15 protein-coding genes are annotated in these 18,223 nt (G+C 51.8%); 5 read left to right on the top strand and 10 right to left on the bottom strand.

From position 1 onward, the window contains the following. Positions 1 to 248: hypothetical protein (locus GX441_04935; protein NLI97989.1), on the top strand; the 248-nt coding region annotated here is incomplete at its 5' end. Here the strand turns inward: GX441_04935 and GX441_04930 are convergent. The 5 genes from GX441_04930 to GX441_04910 form a co-directional block, all read right to left on the bottom strand. Then, on the bottom strand, positions 200 to 2,320 hold the full coding sequence (locus GX441_04930; GenBank protein NLI97988.1) for a M20/M25/M40 family metallo-hydrolase: 2,121 nt from the start codon (positions 2,318 to 2,320) through the stop codon (positions 200 to 202). The genes GX441_04935 and GX441_04930 overlap by 49 nt on opposite strands. Before the next feature lie 142 nt (positions 2,321 to 2,462). Next, complete coding sequence (gene ftsY / locus GX441_04925; GenBank protein ID NLI97987.1) at positions 2,463 to 3,299, bottom strand: signal recognition particle-docking protein FtsY; 837 nt, start codon at positions 3,297 to 3,299, stop codon at positions 2,463 to 2,465. Then, the gene (smc, locus tag GX441_04920) at positions 3,277 to 6,759 is read right to left on the bottom strand and encodes a chromosome segregation protein SMC (GenBank protein NLI97986.1); all 3,483 of its coding nucleotides are present in this window, start codon (positions 6,757 to 6,759) and stop codon (positions 3,277 to 3,279) included. Before smc ends, ftsY begins: the two co-directional genes overlap by 23 nt. A 13-nt stretch (positions 6,760 to 6,772) precedes the next feature. Continuing rightward, complete coding sequence (locus tag GX441_04915; GenBank protein ID NLI97985.1) at positions 6,773 to 7,903, bottom strand: hypothetical protein; 1,131 nt, start codon at positions 7,901 to 7,903, stop codon at positions 6,773 to 6,775. Between the two features lies 1 nt (position 7,904). Then, entirely contained in the window at positions 7,905 to 9,176 is a 1,272-nt protein-coding gene (locus GX441_04910; protein ID NLI97984.1) for a hypothetical protein, read from the bottom strand. A 212-nt stretch (positions 9,177 to 9,388) separates the two neighbouring features. On the opposite strand from GX441_04910, the gene GX441_04905 reads away from it, so the two are divergent. Then, complete coding sequence (locus tag GX441_04905) at positions 9,389 to 10,213, top strand: hypothetical protein (protein ID NLI97983.1); 825 nt, start codon at positions 9,389 to 9,391, stop codon at positions 10,211 to 10,213. Positions 10,214 to 10,532: 319 nt separating this feature from the next. Here GX441_04905 and GX441_04900 read toward each other — a convergent pair whose 3' ends face one another. Beyond that, positions 10,533 to 11,177, bottom strand: a complete 645-nt coding sequence (locus tag GX441_04900; GenBank protein NLI97982.1) for a hypothetical protein — start codon at positions 11,175 to 11,177, stop codon at positions 10,533 to 10,535. Between the two features lie 51 nt (positions 11,178 to 11,228). Between GX441_04900 and GX441_04895 the strand changes: the two genes are divergently transcribed. Beyond that, positions 11,229 to 12,578: a hypothetical protein gene (locus tag GX441_04895; GenBank protein NLI97981.1), complete on the top strand. Its 1,350-nt coding sequence runs from the start codon at positions 11,229 to 11,231 to the stop codon at positions 12,576 to 12,578. After that, positions 12,568 to 13,392, top strand: a complete 825-nt coding sequence (locus GX441_04890) for a hypothetical protein (GenBank protein NLI97980.1) — start codon at positions 12,568 to 12,570, stop codon at positions 13,390 to 13,392. The genes GX441_04895 and GX441_04890 overlap by 11 nt, the downstream gene beginning before the upstream one ends. On the opposite strand, the gene GX441_04885 is transcribed toward GX441_04890, so the two are convergent. The 4 genes from GX441_04885 to GX441_04870 all read right to left on the bottom strand — a co-directional run bounded on the left by GX441_04885 (position 13,382) and on the right by GX441_04870 (position 16,190). Then, positions 13,382 to 13,750, bottom strand: coding sequence for a hypothetical protein (locus GX441_04885; protein NLI97979.1), 369 nt, complete (start codon positions 13,748 to 13,750; stop codon positions 13,382 to 13,384). The two genes, GX441_04890 and GX441_04885, sit on opposite strands and share 11 nt — an antisense overlap. Before the next feature lie 198 nt (positions 13,751 to 13,948). Then, positions 13,949 to 14,569 carry a hypothetical protein gene (locus GX441_04880; protein ID NLI97978.1) on the bottom strand — a complete coding sequence of 207 codons (621 nt, stop codon included), beginning with the start codon at positions 14,567 to 14,569 and terminating at the stop codon, positions 13,949 to 13,951. 15 nt (positions 14,570 to 14,584) lie between these two features. Then, on the bottom strand, positions 14,585 to 15,706 hold the full coding sequence (locus tag GX441_04875; GenBank protein ID NLI97977.1) for a hypothetical protein: 1,122 nt from the start codon (positions 15,704 to 15,706) through the stop codon (positions 14,585 to 14,587). A 193-nt stretch (positions 15,707 to 15,899) separates the two neighbouring features. Continuing rightward, a complete protein-coding gene (locus GX441_04870) occupies positions 15,900 to 16,190 on the bottom strand; it encodes a hypothetical protein (protein NLI97976.1) in 291 nt (96 codons plus the stop codon). Between the two features lie 265 nt (positions 16,191 to 16,455). Here GX441_04870 and GX441_04865 point away from each other — a divergent pair, with 265 nt between their 5' ends. Beyond that, entirely contained in the window at positions 16,456 to 18,018 is a 1,563-nt protein-coding gene (locus GX441_04865) for a hypothetical protein (GenBank protein NLI97975.1), read from the top strand. Positions 18,019 to 18,223: the final 205 nt, after the last annotated feature.

The raw sequence follows: 18,223 nt of genomic DNA, 5'->3' as shown, positions 1-18,223 counted from the left end.
GGTCGAGGCGTACGAGACCCCGGTTCATAACCCGATGGAACGATAAAGGCGAACCCCATTCCCTCGGCTGCAATCAGCTCGATGACAACTTCCTCCTCTTTCCTGTCCTACTTCTCGATGAACTCAATCCTACTATCCCTGATGACGATGTCTTGACCATGGACACAAAAAACCTTATACGGGAAGAGACGCAGGATGATCAGCGTATCAGGACGAATCTTGCCGAAACCATACCCCTTACGCCCTGAACGCTCACCCAGTACACACCCGCTGGAAGGTCGGAGAGGTCGAAGTGGACGGTGGCAGGCGAGGAGGGTGATGAGGCCGAGTAGGAAGTTGTGGTGAGAGTCGCAACCTTGCGACCGGATGCGTCGTAGATGGAGGGTGTAACCGGATAGGGGGATGTGATAGTGAGCGTGCCCTGGGAACGAAGGACAGTGGAGGAGAGAGATAGGGCGACCAGCTCCTCGGGACGTTCGGGGATGATAGGTTCATCGACACCGGCTAGCGAATCCAGGTTTGCTGCAACGCTCATCCAGCCGACAGCGGCCCGGACGTTTTCAGTAAGATAAAACGCATCAAGCTCCTTCAGCCTGTCGCCGGTACTGTGGTAAAAGGGGTTGAAGTCTTTGCGGTCCTCGCCCAGGAACAGCGCGGGAACTTCGATAAGCCAGAAGGAGCTGTGGTCGCTGTTCCATTTGGAATCAGTGGTGTGGATGACCGGATCAAGCTCGAGCCCGTAAATCGATATTAGTTCATCGAGCATCTTTGCAGCGCCTGCCGATTTTGACTCGAAAGGTTTGGCGTTTATCTCGACAAGGCGGTCCTTGTTTCCATCGTAGCCTATCATGTCGGAGTTCAGAACGGCAAGTATGCTGTCCCCGCGTTCGTATGCATCGTAAGCGTAGCCGCGTGAACCGACCATGCCGACCTCCTCCCCCCCGAAGCAGATGAACCTCAGGGTGTGTTTCCAGCTCCTTCCTGCAAGGAGCCTTGCCGTCTCCATCACGGCCGCGACCCCCGACGCATTGTCGTCTGCGCCCGGGGTCCAGGTGTCGCTCTCGCTTCGAGCGTCGTAATGGGCCGTTATCAAGACCTGGGTCGAGTCCTCGCCTGGGAGTTCGCCTACCACGTTCCACATGACGTTGCCGTCCGTAACCTGCGGACTTTGCCATTTTACGAGATCGGTCGAGTATAGTAACTCCAGTTCTCCTGCGATGCAGCCAGAGCCATTGGAGCTAACGTCGATTGTCGAAAGCCGGGCTTTTGTCGGCAGATTGTTTCTTGTCCAGGTCTGTCCGGCGTCGTACGAAACCAGGAGAACCCCTGAGTCGCATGAAACCCATACCGTGTTCCTGCCGGGAATAGATATCGCCAGGGGCAAGGCGCCGAGAGAGTCCTTGAGAATCTGCCATGAAACCCCGGCGTCAGTGGTTTTGACAATTCGGCCTTGTTGCTCAGGGGTTTTGCCAAGAACATATCCAGTTCTGGAATCGAGAAGCTCAATATCATGTATAGTGCCGACTGGAGGATACAGCAAAGCCAAGCTTTCTCCTCCGTCGGTGGTTCCTCTAAGATGCTGCTTTGAGGCAACCAGCCAGCCGGTGTCCCTTGAGACGAAATCAACATGCGAGATATATCCCGTTCCGGGAAAGGAATCCGACTTGAAGGTTTCCCAGCCGTCTTCTGTCGAAAGGAGAAACCCTTTAGCGAGCGTTCCGCCCGCTGCCCAGCAATCGTTGCGATTCAAACATGAGAGAGCGCTCAGTACGACCCCGGCATCAAGAAGCGTCTGGAAAGACTGGCCGCCGTCTGTTGTGCGAACTATCCTTGTACCCGCTACACCCCACATTGAATCCTCGGAGACGGCAATAACCTTGTTCCAGGATGAGGTGTCATTCCTTACGCCTTTCCACGAAGCGCCGGCGTCTTCGGTACGATAGAGGTAAACTCCATCTATGTATTTTGAGACCCAGCCGGAGGAAGCTGCCCATCCATATCCTGAGGGCAGGATGTCCGCGTCTAAGAAAAAGTCCGCGATTGCCGGTTCAAGTTCCGCATCCAGACCCTTTGTTTCCATCTGTTCCCGAAGCCATAGCGCGGCCTTGTATGAGCCAGGCGAGTAGGCATACCGCATAGGCAGAGAATCGGACATTCCGTCTATGATGACCGGGGTCTCGCCGGAGAGCGACGATATAGTCCAGCGGACAGAGTCCTGGGATACGGAGCCGATTATCTCGGCTACCTCCGGGTCATAGGTTATGCCTGGAAAGGGTGCGGAAAAAAACATTGCGGTACATCCGAACAAAGAAAGAACCATTCCTTTTCCTTTTAGATTGTTGATTTTTTTATTCTAGATTGATTTGCTTTTTTGTCAAGTCGCAGAGAAATGAAAGCGAATGCTCCAGGATGGGGACCGCTCGTTCGACTGCTTCAGGACGCTGGACGCTAATGAGAGTGCGTCACCCAAGAAGCGCGCGGACGAACTCCTCCGCCGAGAAGGGCGCGAGGTCTTCTGGCCCCTCGCCCACGCCTACGTAGTGAATGGGTACGCGCAGCCGCTCGACAATGGGAATGACGATGCCGGCCTTAGATGTTCCGTCTAGTTTGGTGACGACAAGGCCTGTCACGCCGAGCGCTTTCGAGAACTCCTCGGCCTGTTTCAGGCCGTTCTGACCAGTGGATGCGTCCATTACGAGGAGTACGTGATGGGGCGCATCCGGGATCACTTTTGAGCAAACGCGCTTAATCTTGAGGGCTTCATCCATGAGATCCTTGCGGGTATGCAGGCGGCCCGCTGTGTCGATTAGGACTACGCCGTAATCCTTGCTTAAGGCCTTTGAGAGGGCGTCGAAGACCACGGCGCCAGCATCCTGGCCCAAAACGGAAGTAACGAGATCGGTCGAAGTCCGCAAAGCCCAGCGCTCAAGCTGAGCGCCTGCAGCGTCGCGGTAGGTGTCTGCCGCGGCGATAAGCACCTTTCGGGAACTGAGGAGGGCCGCGAGCTTCGCAACGGTCGTAGTCTTGCCTGAGCCGTTGGTTCCTGCAAGCATGATAACGCTCGGTTTGGCTGATAGCTCGAGGACCTTCCCGGATTCCTTAAGCGCTTGGATGAGGAGCAGAGCGAGCCGCTCCTTGCTTCCGGCTGAGAGGCGGACCAGCTCCTGCGTCCGTTCAACGCCGATGTCTGCTTCTATGAGTGTCTCTTCGAGACCCTCGCTGTCCGCTCGCTTGAAAGCCCCGGCAAGCTTTTCGGCGAGCGTTGAGAAACTTTGTTTAAGCTTCTGCCACGGCAACATGCTGGCGCTTGACGTCCTTGAGCTTTACCGAGATTATCTTTGAGACCCCGGGTTCCTCCATTGTAACGCCGTATATGGTATCCGCTTTCTCCATCGTCCGTTTGTTGTGTGTTATGACGAACACCTGAATCCTGTCCCTTACCCTCGCAAGAAACGAGGCGAATTTTAGCACGTTGTTGTCGTCGAGCGGAGCGTCAAGCTCGTCTACGAAGATGAAGGGGGCGGGGCGAACGGCATAAAACGCGAAAAGGAGAGAGATGCCGAGCATGGTGCGTTCGCCGTCCGAAAGCTGGGCAAGACGCTTGAGCTGTTTTCCTTCGGGCCGGGCCGTTATCTGTATGGGGGAGTTGAAAGGGTCCGAAGGGTTTTCGAGTTTGAGGTCGGCCTCGCCGCCCGGAAAGAAAAACGTGAACGTCCTGCGGAACTCCTCGCGAACGGAAACGAATGTCTGCTCATATCGGCTGCGCGCCTGCGTGTTTATCTCGTTGATTATCCCGTTAAGGCTCTCCGCGGCTTTCGATACGTCCGAGTGCTGCTCCCTTATCCTGTCCAGCTCCTGTTTCTCCTCTTCGTACTGTATTGCCGCGTATTCGTTCACCGGTCCAAGGTCCGCTATGCGGGCCTGAACGGCTTGGATGCTTTTTTCAACCTCATCCGGCGAGTGGTCAGTCGAATCCGGCAGGGATTCGGCTGATTGGGACAGGGGCTCAAGTATCGACTCCATCTCCTTCATCTGGCGTCCGAGGAGCAGAACGTCCGTGCGCAGCTGAACAAGGTTGGAGCGCAGGGTTTCAAGCTCTGCATCGTTGGAGGCAAGGTTCGATTCGAATGTCTTCTTCTCGTCAAGAACTCGTCCGGTGTCGACGCCTTCAAGCAGCTTCTCCTGTTCCTTCCTGGATTCCTCGAGACCCGCTTCCTCGAGTTTGAGGGATTCTATAGAGATGGACAAGGAGTCGATTTCTTTTCTTATGCGTTCCTCTTCTGCTGTCCTTCCGGATACCATTGCTTCAAGCCTTTTGCGTTCGGCGTCCAGCCTTGAGAGATCCGCCTCGATTGAATGTTCCGCCTCCTCCTCCCTGCCTAAGGCAAGAAGAAGTTCGTTAAGCCCGGAAAGCTTTTCCCGCAGCGTTTCCTCCTCGGTAGAAAGGGTTTGTTCGAGCGAAGAGAGCTCCGCTTCCTTCGAGTCTCTGTCTGCCTCCATCCGGGCTATGAGAGCGTCGGCTTCCTTTATCTTCTCCTCCGCGGCGCCGGCCTCTTGTCTTCTCGCGCTCTCTTCCTTGCGGAGCCTGTCGCGCTCCCTCGCTATCTCGCTCTCCTGCTTTTCAAGCCTTTCAAGTTCGGACTGCGCCGCTTTAAGCGCTGATGCATTCTCGAGATAGCTGCTGCGCAGCGCCCCAATTGCCTTCTCGGCGCTTTCTTTTTCGATTCTGAGATTCTCAAGCTTGTTTCCGAGAGCGGCTATCTGGGATGAAGCGCTTTTCGCCTCCGCTTCCATCTCCTTCAAGACCCTTCGATCCGCAAGAACCCCTCTCGGCCTGCCTAGCAGCGCGACGCCGTCAGACCGCAGCGCCACCCCCTCCTCGGTAACGAACGACAGAGCGGGGTGCTCCTTCATGAGGGAGACAATGTCCTTGCGGTCAGCGAGAACCCATTCAGAAAGGCGGTTCCGCAAAAGCTTCGGCGCCTGACTCTTTATTGTTACCTCGTCCGAAAGCCAGAGCCTTATTCGGGAATCCTTCGGCCTGTCGGGCGGTTGAGCGCTCCTGGAAGTGTCGAGAACGATTCCAGCCTGGCCTTCCATTTCGAGAGTGTCGATATCAGGGATGTCGCTGGATGCAAGAAAACCGAGAACGTCGTATAGCACGGCCTCAAGCGCCGCTTCGAGTCTTTCAGGGTAGCTTATGAACTCCTCAAGGGAGCCCATGGCTTTATCGGCAAGACGTTCGCGCAACAGTCTCCTCGGCTTATCCTCTATCTTCTCGCGCAGGGAGGTTATGCTTCCCGAAAGCCGGGATTCCTGTTCGATTTTTGCCTGTCTCTCTGCCGACAGAGATTCTATGGACGCTTTCAGCGACTCAAGGCCGCTTTCCGATTCTCTGATGAGCGCCTCGTATTTTTCATGCTCACCGGATGATACGTCTATCGATTTTCTGGCCTCGGTCTTATCTCTCTTCAATTGTTCGCTTCTCTCGTTGAGCTTTTCGAGCTCTGCGACCGTGGCATCGGCAAGAGCCAGTGCGTTCTGGCCGCGCGACAGGTGCTGCGAGCGCTCCTCGTAAAGTCTTGAGAGCTCCGTTGAGAGCTTCCTCGATTCTTCCCTTGCCGTGCGGACCAGATTGCGGCGTTCGGCAAGAGCCTTTTCGTCGGACTCGAGCTTATGACGCTCCCGTGAAAGCTTTTCCGCCGCCTCCTGTTTCTTTTGCTTCACCTCCTCTTTCTTGCCCAGGGCTTCGCTCGATTCGCTTTCTATCTCCGATATTCGGCGAAGGGCCTGCGATTGCTCCTGCGCCATCCTGGTCATGCTCTCTCTCAGAGCCTCTCTGCGGGCGGAGGTAGAGGATATGCCGTTCTTCGTTGCGGAGAGTTTTGAGGAAACATCATCGAGAACCGTTCTCGTCTTTCTTTCGAGGGCTAGAAGCTCTTCAAGTTCCGAGTCTCTCTGCCTTAACTCTGCGCGAAGTTTCTCTATGGAGAGAAGCATCTTGCGCTCTGCCTCCTCAAGAAGCGAGACCTGATTGTTTTTATCCTCGAACTCCTTTTTTGCGGATATGAATCTTGCCCTCATTTTGAGGCTTTCAAGATGAACCAGCTCCGACTTGAGTTCCTTGTAAACTTCGGCGCGCCTTCTCTGCCTGGAAAGTCCTCTTACTATCCTCTCCCTCTCGTTCATTATGTCTTCGAGTCTCACGAGATCGCGCCTGACGAGCTCCAGCTTGCGCTCGGACTCCCGGCGCTGTTCGCGGAATCCAAGCACGCCCGCCGCCGACTCCATCAGGTTTTCGAGTTCTCCGCTGACGATTGATGCGAGTTTCGCCGCATCGAAAACGGAATAGAGCCTTCCACCTGCGGCACCCCCTCTCAGAATTCCTTCTATTTCCTTCAGACGGCACTCCTCCCTGTTTATCCAGAAGCTGGACTCGCCGGTCCTGTAGTATCTTCTTTTTATTTCTATCTCGGATGCAAGTTCCGGGAAATCGCCCTCGTTTTCTATGGTAAGACTCACCTCGCAATACCCCTGTTCGGGCATGCGGTCGCTTCCTGCAAAGACAAGGTCCTCATTCTTGCCGCACCTCAGGCGGGAGAGCGTCTGTTCGCCCAGCACCCAGCGGATGGCGTCGAGAACGTTCGACTTGCCGCATCCGTTTGGACCCACGAGAGCGGTCATTCCGTGCGAGAGCGCGAGGATGGTCTTTTGAGGGAATGATTTGAAGCCGTAAAGCCGCAGTTCCTTAAGTTTCATCGAGCGATAGACGCTACCGCCTGCGGCGTCCGAAGGTTTCCTTAATCTCGCTTCTGAGCCGGGTCATCTTATCGTGTGATTCAGGATGGCTCGTCACGTTCGCCCAGTAGACCCTGATTAATGCGTAAAGGACTATGAGAACAAGACCGATTACCAAAAGGGCCGCCACGACAAGGGATTTTTGGGGGAATATGGGCTTCTCCTCGGGGCTTGCCTTTTCAAGAATCGAGATAAGGGGGGTGTCCTTTGCCTCCATGAGCTTTGCCTGTTCGTACTGCTGCATGAGAAGAAGATAAAGCTGCTGCTGAACCTCGAAGTTCCTGTAGAGTTCGATGTAGCGGGACGCTATTGGAGGAAGAGAAGCGAGTTTTGAATTCAAGACGTAAAGCTCTTTTCTTGCCGCTTCGTACTGGGGGTTATCGGTTGTCGAAAACGTCCTCATGTAGTCAATTTCAAGCTCCTTGGCAAAGGCCTGAGCCTTGAGCTCGGAAAACGCCTGTATATCAGCGCCCGCCTCAGGACTTATCATGGGAAGCGCGTTCTTTTTCTGGAAATCGATCAAGGAATCCTGGGCTTCCTCTAGGTCTGTCTTGACCTCGGCCAGTCTGGATTCGACGAACTCCCTCATGTGTCTTCCCCTCGTGTTGCTCGAATGCTTGAGGTAGTTATCCAGCGCGGTAGCGTAAGCGTTTGCTATGTCCGCGACCACGACATTGTCATTGCCCATGACAGAGATGACGAACACGAACTCCGGGGTAAGGCTGAAACCCGTCATCCCGTCAAGCTCGGAATAGGCTTCCTGTCTGTTCTTGAGTTTCATCCTTTTAAGAAGCCTGCAGGTATCAATCACGTAATCCTGGACCGTCTTCGATATAAGAATATCCTTGTAAACCTGGACAAGACTTCCGGCGTCTGAACCGGGTATGGTCAACCCGCTCAGCCCCAGTTGCGATTGAATCCCGGAAAGAACGCTGGAAAGCCCGCTCTCCTGGGCTGTAGGAAGAATCTTTACCTCCGACTTGTAGCGTTTCGGCAGGGCGAAAGCCAGAACCACTCCGAGAACCATGAAAACGCCGAGCGCAACGAGCATCTTCCACCATCGGCTTATGATGAACGTGAAAATATCTATGATGCTGAAGGTCATCTCATCCTCCGAATTTAATTATGGCCGTAAGCAGCGCAATACCCGCAGCTGTAAGGGATATCCAGTCCCTCATGTCATCCATCGCCCTGCGGGGCACGTAGATGGTCGAGCCCGGCTCAAGGGTCATATCGGGGTGAGCCCGTCTGGTTCGGCCGTCCGGGTAAAGAACCCTTATCGATCTGAGGTCTGCGGTGGTAAGAAAACCGCCGAGATAACCAATGTACTGGTTCACGGTCATGGTCTGATCGTAGAAGACAGGGCCCTGCCTTCGAACCTCGCCCGTGACGTATATGTAGCGTTCAATCCTCGGGACCGTAACGATGTCTCCGTGTTCTAAAACTGGATTATCAACGCGTTCGCCCGCGAGAAAAGCCTGCATGTCGAAGAATATCCTCTGGCTTCCGCGTTCGATGTAGCATTTTGAGATGTCGCCCTGCGGCAGCAGAACGGCTCTTTTATAGAGGAAGTCGCATGCCTTCTCGCCGCGGTCGAACTCGAGCCTTGCGACCGCGTCAAAACTGCGCGAAACGGTATCCGTAAGGAACATCGTCTGGATTGCAGGTTCGTCAATCGCTTCCTTCGAGAAGGCCATGCCCCGCAAGACGACGAATCTTTCCATCTTTGGAACAAAAACTACGTCGCCGTCCCTCAGATACGGATTTGACTCAAGATCGCCGTCCTCACGGTATCTCCGCAGATTAACATTAGTGGAGTCGCCCGAACGCCTTGCAAGCAGTATGTTGGATACCGAACCGGCGGATGTAATGCCGCCTGCCAAATCGAGCCCGTCTTTAACCCTCATGAAAGGAGTAACGAGGTAGCTCCCCGGCCACTGAACGTCTCCGAGCACGTTGATTTTGCACGCGCGTGGACCCAGGAGTACAAAATCCACCTGAACGGGCCTTATGAACTCGCTGAAGGCTTTTGCAACCGTTTCCCTGGCCTTCTTTACGGGAACATCGACAATGTTCGTATAACCGACCGCCTCTAGGTTCACAAGGCTGACGTCGCCCAGAGTCTTGCCGAACGTCGTGGTTGGCCGGCTTGACGGAAGCATTATCATAAGCTGACCCGTCGGCGTAATCTGAGTCGGATAGCTGTAAGAGTAGCTGCCCTTTACGATAACGAGCAGGGTATCGCCGGCATTAAGAACATAATCGTCAATTGATACAGGTTTTTCCGGAACCATTCCGTATTCAAGCATAACTTCGCGTCCCGTGCTTGCTGAGGGCGAAGTAGCTCCAAGTAGTAAATAAATTATCATTCCCATCATGGCAGAAAGTATACCAAAATATCACCTTCGGTCAATGGTTGTGTAAGTATCATCGTTTTGTCGTTCATTTCAGAAGCGCCCGCTTTTTTCTAACGCGATGAGGAGAAGACATCGTAACCCCTTGATATGGAAAATCCCTGTATGATGTTAGCATAACTTGACTTTAACCTTGTACTGACTAGACTATTTTTTGAAAAGAAGGAGGCTAACACTTGCTAGATTCAGGCTCGAGAATACCTTTCCGTGGACCTTTTGCGCTTCATCTTATGAATCTCCTGAGAGTTATCGTAAGATACAAAAAAACACTCGCTCTCAAGGTCTATAGCGATATGAAAGAAGGCACCGTCTTCTTCGACAAAGGTAAACTCGTACATTCTGAACTGTCCGGTAGGTCGGGCGAGGAAGCTTTTTCAGAAATTGTCTCCGTCCGGGACGGCTATTACGAGAAGATAAACGATTTGCATGCGGATGTGGTAAGCATAGAGCGGGACGCAAAGTTTCTTCTCGAACATTACAAGGATTCTTCCGCCGAAACAAAAGCCGAATCAGGAGACGGGCTCGATGACGCTGCAGAGACTGGGGAAGAGGACGAGCAGTCCGGTGAGACCCTCAAAACCGAGGCGCCATCTCAGGAACCCGAAGCATCCCTGCAGCCTTCGCCGAACAATGAAGATAAGGGATTCCAGGAGGAGCTGTGGATGAAGGACTGGCTTAGCAAGCATCCGGAATGCAAGGCTCTGTACGTTGTAAGGGAGGACGGTGCAATCATCATGCACGCACTCAATGATGATTCTTGCTTAAGACCTGAAGCAGCGATTATACACGCTCTTTTAGGCTCGGCAAAACGCTTGTCCAATGAGGGTGATTCCCTAAGTCTCTATTTAGAGACGAAAACGGCCTCACACTTCTTCTCATCCCTCGGTGAAGGGTTCTTTCTTGCCGCTATCTTTGATTCATCCAGAAGCGAAATCTCCTCGGTAAAAAAAGGTATCCAGCCGCTCATTCAGGCGCTCATACACTCCCTGGAAAACGCCTGATCGGTTTCCTGTACTTAAATTCTTGAATTCCATAAGTTATGTCGCGGATGATATAAAATGCCTATCGGAGAGACGCAATTATTATGTAAAATGCTTCAGTGTTTTTGAGGTTTGCTGGCGTTTTGTTTTACCGCGTTACACATTCAATGAACCCTGTTTGTTCGTTTCTGTATCGATCTTTTCCGCCTTCTTGAATGTAATCCTTTTTATTTCCCCCTCCTTGATGGAGGGGGTAGGGGGCGGTGAGACTCGGTATACCAACACTTTACAGTTTCCCCTCTCCCCAGCCCTCCCCACCAGGGGGAGGGATATTATTGGGCTAGACGTCAAGCTTCTTTTGCTTTTCCTTGTCTTTGTTAATCTTCTCGGCCTTCTTGAATGTTATGTCGTCCGGCGCAACCTGCGGAAGTTCCAGCCGCTCGGTGCGGTTGAGCAAACCCTCGACCGTAAGCACCTGAACCCTGGGGTAGTCCTTGTTCATTATCTGCGAGTGGAAAAATCCGGCTGACGCGGCTTCACGCTTTATCTCCGAGCGGTCGGTCGGCGGGTAGAGCAGAATGAGCGCGCCCATGACGGCCTTTTCGCGCTCCATTGTGCCGACAAGGTCGCGGACAAAGGAGGGCTTGGGCTTCAAATCGCTCTTGACCTGAACGATGACCGCGTGCGGCGAGCGTTCCTTGCCGTCAATAAAATATCGCACTCCGTCAATGCCTTTATCCCCTCCCCCCTTGCGAGTCAGATCACCTTTGGGTCGGGCGGCGACAAGCGAGAGCGCCCAAATCTCGAACTCCTTGCGCGGCATGTCGGTGCGCTGGGCAAGCTCGCGGGCCGACTCCCAGTCCATAGGTATGCCGTGCACCTCGTAGGACACTTCGTCTGCAAAGTGGTCGGCAAGCCGGTTCTTGATGAGGTTTATGGCAAGATAGGTAACGTCAATGCCAATCCAGCGGCGGATATTATTCATTTTCTTGACATTTCCACTACGAAGAGCTATAATGCTTGTGATGAGGTGTCCGTGAATAGATATGAGACCGCTTTGTCCAGTTCTAAAGTACTGAGACCTGTGAAGACTCCGGGGAAATCTTATCGGGGAACCCTTGAGAGATTACTTCGTGGAGATTTGAACTTTCACGAAGAGAATGGTAATTATGCTACTCACAATTTGCACGCTTTTGCTGCGAAGTTCCCGCCGCAGATTCCTCGAACGTTCATAACAAACTTAACCTCCGAAGGAGAAGTTATTCTTGATCCGATGGTGGGCTCAGGTACAACGATTATAGAAGCGCTTCTTTTGAACCGAAAGGCTATCGGATTAGATCTTGACCCCTTGTCAATAAGAATAAATCGCGCGAAGTTGATTTGTCTCGGTCATATAGATATTTCTCCATCTGTGGATAGAGTTATAACCAAAGCAGAAGAGCTTTTGGAACAAGCTGCGAAGCTTGAAGCGGAACGTAAGCATCGCTTCGACTCTGCATCCCTTGAGTTTATTAACTACTGGTTTTTACCAAGAACTCAGCAAGAATTGTTATCGTTAATTTTAGCAATAGAGGATGAACCGGATTCGGATGTGAGACAAGTTTTAGAGTTGATATTTTCCTCCACAATCGTAACCAAGTCCGGTGGTGTTTCTATGGCAAGGGACTTGGCACACTCAAGGCCACATATGGATTTAACTAAAATCCCCAAGAATGCTGTTGAAGAATTCAGGAAGCGCGCTCGGCGTTTCGTAAAGGAGTTATCTCAATTTCCCAAAATATTCGGTGATGCGAGAGTAGAAAATGGAGATGCTAGACACATGGAGATCCCCTCGAATTCCGTTGATCTAGTTGTTACTTCCCCCCCATATGCAAATGCCATAGATTACATGCGTGCACACAAGTTTTCTTTGGTGTGGTTTAGAGAACCCATATCGCAATTAAGCGACCTAAGAGCTAAGTATATCGGCTCAGAAAGAATTGGCAAATTAAGTAAAAGGGTACTTCCTCCTAAGACGTTAGAGATTATCCATAATGTAACAGAAAAGGATGCAAAAAAAGCGAAGATTCTCCATAAGTATTACTCGGACATGGAGGAGACACTTGAAGAAACCTATCGTGTACTAAAGCCTGGCCGAGTAGCGATCATCGTAATAGGTTCTTCAACCATGCGAGGTTTAGACGTTAAGACTCACGAGTGTTTAGCCGAGATAGCTAACTTTGTAGGATTCGAAGTAGTAGGACTCTCAAAAAGACAACTCGATCGTAACCGCAGGATGATGCCTGCGCGTTTCAAAGGAAATGGGGATAGTCAAATTGAAAATAGAATCCACGAAGAATACGTGCTTGGTCTTATTATTCCGGAAAGTTTGAATCATGCCAAGTAGAGAAAATACCATTCAACAAGCAATCGATTTGATGAAGACAGCATCTTATCCAAGCGGCAATCTAACTCCCCAAGAAGCTTGGCTGGGATTTTATCAAGTATTGCTTTGGTATGAACCAGTCAACCAAGGGAATTACACTTCCTTACCGCATATCATTGATGCGGATAAATTAAGACCTCCAGCTAGTCATCTAGCTCAAGGTAAACACTGGTCGAGCCCTTGGCAATCAAGAGCCGCTGCCATCGAACTATACCTAGCTCAACACTTAGACTGTCAACCTTCAGCCGTAATGAACCATGTAGATTTGTTGATGAGAAACCCAGGCTTCAAAGGGCTTCAACGTCAAAATCCTTTAGGGACAGCCTTCGCTGGGATGCTAAAATACGTTCTGGAACAATTCGGCGATTCATCTTTGAAATACGAATTAGAAGCAGATGCCACTCAAGTCTATCCCGGAATTACGTTGCCAGGCCGCAGTAAGAATCCAAGTATAGATATCTTAGCTTTTAGAAATAGTACTCCTAGTGCAATCTTTTCAGTTAAATGGGGGTTACGTCATGATCGAGTTAGTGACATCACAAACGAATGTCCAATCTATAAAGCTGCGGCCAGTCGAAGCCGAACAACACTTAAATTCTACGTTATTACAAATGAGTATGATCCTGCGCGGTTAAATAAAGTGTTGGGTGATCCGTGTATCGACGGAGTAGTTCACATCCATAAAAATGCCGTTTGTGGGGTGTGCGGCCTAAATGATCGTCTCATTGATATGATAAATCTATCCGATTTCTTTAAGCATACCTTCAACTGGTAAAAGATTCCCTCGACCAGTCTTGTGGAGCCATCATCACCAGGTATGCCAGCATGTCGTTGTGGCCAAGGAAACGCGCAAAACCCTGCAGCAGCTCAATCAGTGCTGGAGGAGCGTTCCCGCCCTCCACAAGTTCGTGAAACGTGCGGGCGGCAACCTCGTCCCAGTGCCAGAAATCGGTAAACGCGTGAATCTGCGCCGCTGAAGGCGTACCGTCAACCTCCTTGAACAGCACGTTGTAGTCGGCCTTCGAGTTGAACGGCGGGTCGAGGTAAATGAGGTCAACGGACTCAGTCTCGATATTCTGACGAAGAACGTCTAAGTTATCGCCGAAATAAAGCTGGTTGCGCCAATCACCCATAAGAGATAATATAGAGTGAAGTTAAAATGTCAATAGAAAAAGGGAGGCCGCGCAGGCGGCCTCACAAACAATCTAAATCAAGGGGAAGGGCGATAAAACCCTACTGTATATATTATAATCAAATTGCAGCGTTGTCAAGCCTGCTTTTACGCTATGGTTTTACATTGTCTCAATCAAAGATCGGATAGTCGGGGCGTGCTAGAAATTGTATCTAAGCCCCAGGAACAAGGCAGGACGGCCTTCAAAGGGTACAAGACCTACCTCGATGGGCACAGCAGGGGTTGCGGAGAGGTTCAGTTTTTCCGCCACCACCTTCCCGGCTATAGCGCCGGTTACAGCGCCGACGAGTGGGAGTACGGCTGCAAGCTGCTCGAGCGGAGTATCGGCCTTTACATAAAGGTCGTATTGCAGACTGTCGGACTTATCACCGTCAGCAAGGAGGAGCAGGAGGGAAACGCCCTCCATAGTGAGCGCGCCCGCCTGCGCGCCAATCCACTTTGACCAGATGGGCGATGCGTCGCCCCTGACAAGGCCGGCAAGGTGTACGCCCAGCGCGGCGCCGAAGGGCAGGCCGAGTCCGTAGCAGGAACCCGCCGCCGCAGGAAACTTGTATTTATATACGCTGTCCGAAGAGTGGGGGTCCCTGTAGTCCTCGTAAGGATACAGAGGCGCTGCAACCCAGCCCAGCTCGCCCGCGACGAACCCGCAGGCTACAGCGAACATGCTGCTTACGGCCGCTTCCTCTACGATAAGACCTGCAGCCGAGGGCATCGAAGGTTCGGCGTTCGCGAGGATTAAGGATAAGTATAAGCTTATCATGAATTCCCCCTTTCTTTATAGTTCCTTGTAGAAGATTCTGTGTCTTTTATAGATTACGCCGCCGAGTTTTTCCATCTCTCCTCTCATCACCGTGTTCGTCTCGAGCTCGTGGTGGCTGTCCGAATAGGTCATGCCGGCGGCGCGGGCTTTTGTGTAGATATCAACCGCCATCAGGACGTCGAGGCCCTTGCCGCGGTGCTCTTCCTTGATTGCTCCGAGCATCATGTCCAGCTGTTTGGTGCGTTTTGAGGCGGACAGTATCTTGAATATGCCGAACGGGAAGAGCCTGCCGCGCGCCTTTTGAATCCCCTCGGTCATGTCGGGCAGGCCTATCGAGAACGCCACGAGCTTACCATCTAGGGTGATGAGTTTTACGAAGCGGGTATCCAGCAGGGGGAGGTAGTCTGCGGCAATCTTGTCTATCTCCTCGGGATCAAGGGGCGAGAACCCGTAGAGATGCTGGTACGCCTCGTTCAGGAGTTCAAAAACCGGTCTTATGAAGGGCTTCAGGTCGTTGCGCTTGCGGATATCGAGGAGCTTGTAGCTCGTGCGTTCAAGCACGCGCTTTGCTATTTTTTCGTACACCTCGGGCAGCGGTTTGGTGAGGTCGACCTTGTATGTGAACCAGTCTATCTCTTTCTTGTATCCGGAGTTCTCGACGAGCCTTGGGGTGTAGGGCGGATGCCACCATGTAGTGATGGTCGCGCGGTTCTCCTGACCCTCGATGAGCATTCCCTCGGGGTCAAGGTCGGTAAAGCCGAGGGGACCCACGATTCTGTCGCATCCCTTGTTGCGCGCCCACTCCTCAACTGCGCCGAAGAGAGCGGACGATACGCTGAGGTCGTCTATCGAGTCGAAGAACCCGAAGCGGGCGCTGTTTTCCTTGCGGAACTTGTTGACCTTGTGGTTGACGATTCCCATGATGCGGCCGCAGAGCTCGCCGTCCTTTGAGGCGAGAAAGAGCACGGCGTCCGAGTACTTCCACGCCCCGTTCTTCTTTTCGTCAAAAAACTCCTCTTCGCTCGCGTAGATAGGATGAACCCACTGCGGATAGCGTTTTTCGTAAAGCTTCTCAGGAAGATAGATGAACTGCTTCTTTTCTCTGCTCGATTTGACTTCTCGAATCTCAACGGCCATTTGACCTCCTAAAATGTCCTTTCTCGTCCGGCTTTCACGGTTTTATTATGCCTCAAAAACAGGAAAGGTCAACCCCCCGAACACTAACTAAATCCAAGAAACTATTTTTTAACACTTGTATAATCAAAGAACGACGATTGGAGAAAAGGCTGCTGGACCTATCCTGCGGTAGAGAGCTGGCGAGGAAAGCCGGTCAGGCGCCCCGGTAGCTCTTAAGCTTCTCTACTAGCTCCCTGCCCAGTTCGGAGAGTTCGTAGCCGTCTTTGGAGTGAGTGATTATCTCGGCGTCGGAGAGTATGATGAGCGAGCTTTCGATTGCCTTGAGCGGTATCTCCTCCATGCGGCGAATCTCGCGGACGGCCGTGAGAATCTGACCGCTCGTCAAGGGTTTTCCGGCCTCGGCTAGCGCGTCCGCGATTGCCGCAGAGACCGTTGTGGACGAAAAGAACTCAAGTAGCGCTTTTTCAACAGAACCTGAAAACAATTATTCCTCCTAAATGTCTCCTTTTTTTAGCCTGCTGCGGCCCGCTCTCCAACAAGAAGAGGGGCTCCACCTCATTCTCCCGGGCATAGACCCCGGGGATACCTCGTATGTAACCTCGCTAGAGGCTTGAATTCTACAGCTAATTATGGTCAAAGATAGGCTTATGTCAAGCAAATGGATGTAGGATAACTAAAGAAGGGCAAAACCCTCTCTGTATTGACAAAGCAGTCGTAAAGATTATAGTAATATCAGCAAGGAGGTAATTATGAACTTATTCGTGGGGTTAGCGCTTTTCGCAGGTGTGCTTAAGGAATCTTTCCGCATTGCCGATGCGGAGCAAAAACATCACCAGGTATACGTTCGTGCGGCGATGGCTTCGGACGGACGTTTCGCGATTGCATGGATAGACAGCCTGAAACTTACCGAAGGCTCTGAGTTAAATCTTTATATTCGTTTTTTTGACAAGGGCGGAAACCCTGTGAGCGATCCGTATAAACTCCCCAAGTTATTTGATACTATATGGGTATACTACCCATCGCTAGACATGTCCTTATCTGGCAACACAGTTCTTGTTTGGGTTGAGGACCAAACCTTAAGTAATACAGAATTATCCAAAATTAAGTTCCAGCATTTCTTTTATGACGGGAAACCTGACGGCTTGACAAAAACTCTGTATTCGGAAGTCGATATAGGTTATCCCACACCTATAGATTTATCTAATAGAAACAAGTTTGCAATGGCTTTCTCAACGATATTAAATGATAGTTCTAGTATCTGGGCGCAGAGATTCAATCTTTCGGGTATTCCGCAAGATTCACACTTCATGGTGCATGATACTTTATACGAAAACACCAAACATCCTTGCATTGCTCTAAACGATACTGGCGACATCGTTGCCACATGGTTCGATTATAATGACCCTATCCACAATTTCCCCAAATACCAAGTATTTGACAATAACGACAAGCCTATACTTCCCTGGAAGCCTCAAGGTTATAGGCTTGACGATGGAGACAGCCTTGCTGGTGCATGCAGACCTGAACCATCATGGATTGACGATGACCGCTTCGTTGTGTTCTGGCCTGACGTCTATAACGAAGTACCCTACCCGCTCATGGGCCGCGTTTTTAGCGAGAAAGGTGCAACCGGCCATCCTTTAACCGCCGTACTCCGCGACTCGCTCTGGAGCAACGTTCAGGACCCACGAGGCCGGTTTTCGACAGATGTCCTTCTGGATGGCCGTTTTGCAGTAACCTATACGAGAACGCACACTAGACCTAACGATCCCTCGACATTCTTCTGGGATCATCAGGCAGGTTTGCTCGGCAGGGTAGAAAACAATGTTCCTGTACCGACGTCCGGGATATTCGAGTACACACCGCCCTACGGCCCGGATACGGTATCGAGTTTTATTCCTCCTGTTCAGCGTTTACAAACTCCTGCGGTAGCCGCCTCGGATGACCGCATCGTATGGGTGTATTCCAGGCTCAACAAGGATACGGTGTACGAGGCTTACGCCATAATTACCGACTGGGACATGGGCGAAGGCGTAGGCGAGCCCACAACACTTCCCCCCTCCCACGTAACACACCTCGAGATAGCCAACCCGATAGGAAGTTCGATTACCCTGCGCTACTCCAACTGCCCGAACGGTTTCTCCGCATCCGTCTACGACGCTTCGGGCAGAAGAGTTGATGAGCTGCGCTCATCACAGACTCATGGCACAATCCAATGGGGAGGAGGGCGTGGGTGTTACGGGCCTGGGGTGTACTTCATCGTGCCGCAGGGAGAGAAAGCTAGCCCTTCAAAAGTAGTGCTCGTAAAGTGAAGTTTGCCCTTATCATTTTTGAATTGAAGGCAAACTTCTGAACGACTTCCCGAGAAAGTCGTCGGGGTCCCCAAGAAGGCGCGAAGCGGCTTCTTGGGGTACAGACACCCCCACCCTACCCTCCCCCATCGAGGGGGAGGAAACGGTTTCTCCCTCCCCTGGTGGGAGGGAATTGAAGGGAGGGGGATGGAGAGGCCTCATCGGG

The sequence above is a fragment of the bacterium genome (assembly GCA_012517375.1).
GTDB lineage: Bacteria > Hydrothermota > Tepidihabitantia > B3-TA06 > B3-TA06 > JAAYVC01.
This window is presented reverse-complemented; position numbering and strand designations above follow the sequence as displayed.

What these genes read in the sequence shown, in the direction of transcription:
- GX441_04915 (NLI97985.1), bottom strand. Translation starts at nt 7,903, where the DNA reads ATGACCTTCAGCATCATAGATATTTTCACGTTCATCATAAGCCGATGG.
- GX441_04890 (NLI97980.1), top strand. Translation starts at nt 12,568, where the DNA reads ATGCCAAGTAGAGAAAATACCATTCAACAAGCAATCGATTTGATGAAG.
- GX441_04900 (NLI97982.1), bottom strand. Translation starts at nt 11,177, where the DNA reads ATGAATAATATCCGCCGCTGGATTGGCATTGACGTTACCTATCTTGCC.
- GX441_04880 (NLI97978.1), bottom strand. Translation starts at nt 14,569, where the DNA reads ATGATAAGCTTATACTTATCCTTAATCCTCGCGAACGCCGAACCTTCG.
- GX441_04865 (NLI97975.1), top strand. Translation starts at nt 16,456, where the DNA reads ATGAACTTATTCGTGGGGTTAGCGCTTTTCGCAGGTGTGCTTAAGGAA.
- GX441_04875 (NLI97977.1), bottom strand. Translation starts at nt 15,706, where the DNA reads ATGGCCGTTGAGATTCGAGAAGTCAAATCGAGCAGAGAAAAGAAGCAG.
- smc (NLI97986.1), bottom strand. Translation starts at nt 6,759, where the DNA reads ATGAAACTTAAGGAACTGCGGCTTTACGGCTTCAAATCATTCCCTCAA.
- ftsY (NLI97987.1), bottom strand. Translation starts at nt 3,299, where the DNA reads ATGTTGCCGTGGCAGAAGCTTAAACAAAGTTTCTCAACGCTCGCCGAA.
- GX441_04930 (NLI97988.1), bottom strand. Translation starts at nt 2,320, where the DNA reads ATGGTTCTTTCTTTGTTCGGATGTACCGCAATGTTTTTTTCCGCACCC.
- GX441_04885 (NLI97979.1), bottom strand. Translation starts at nt 13,750, where the DNA reads ATGGGTGATTGGCGCAACCAGCTTTATTTCGGCGATAACTTAGACGTT.
- GX441_04910 (NLI97984.1), bottom strand. Translation starts at nt 9,176, where the DNA reads ATGATGGGAATGATAATTTATTTACTACTTGGAGCTACTTCGCCCTCA.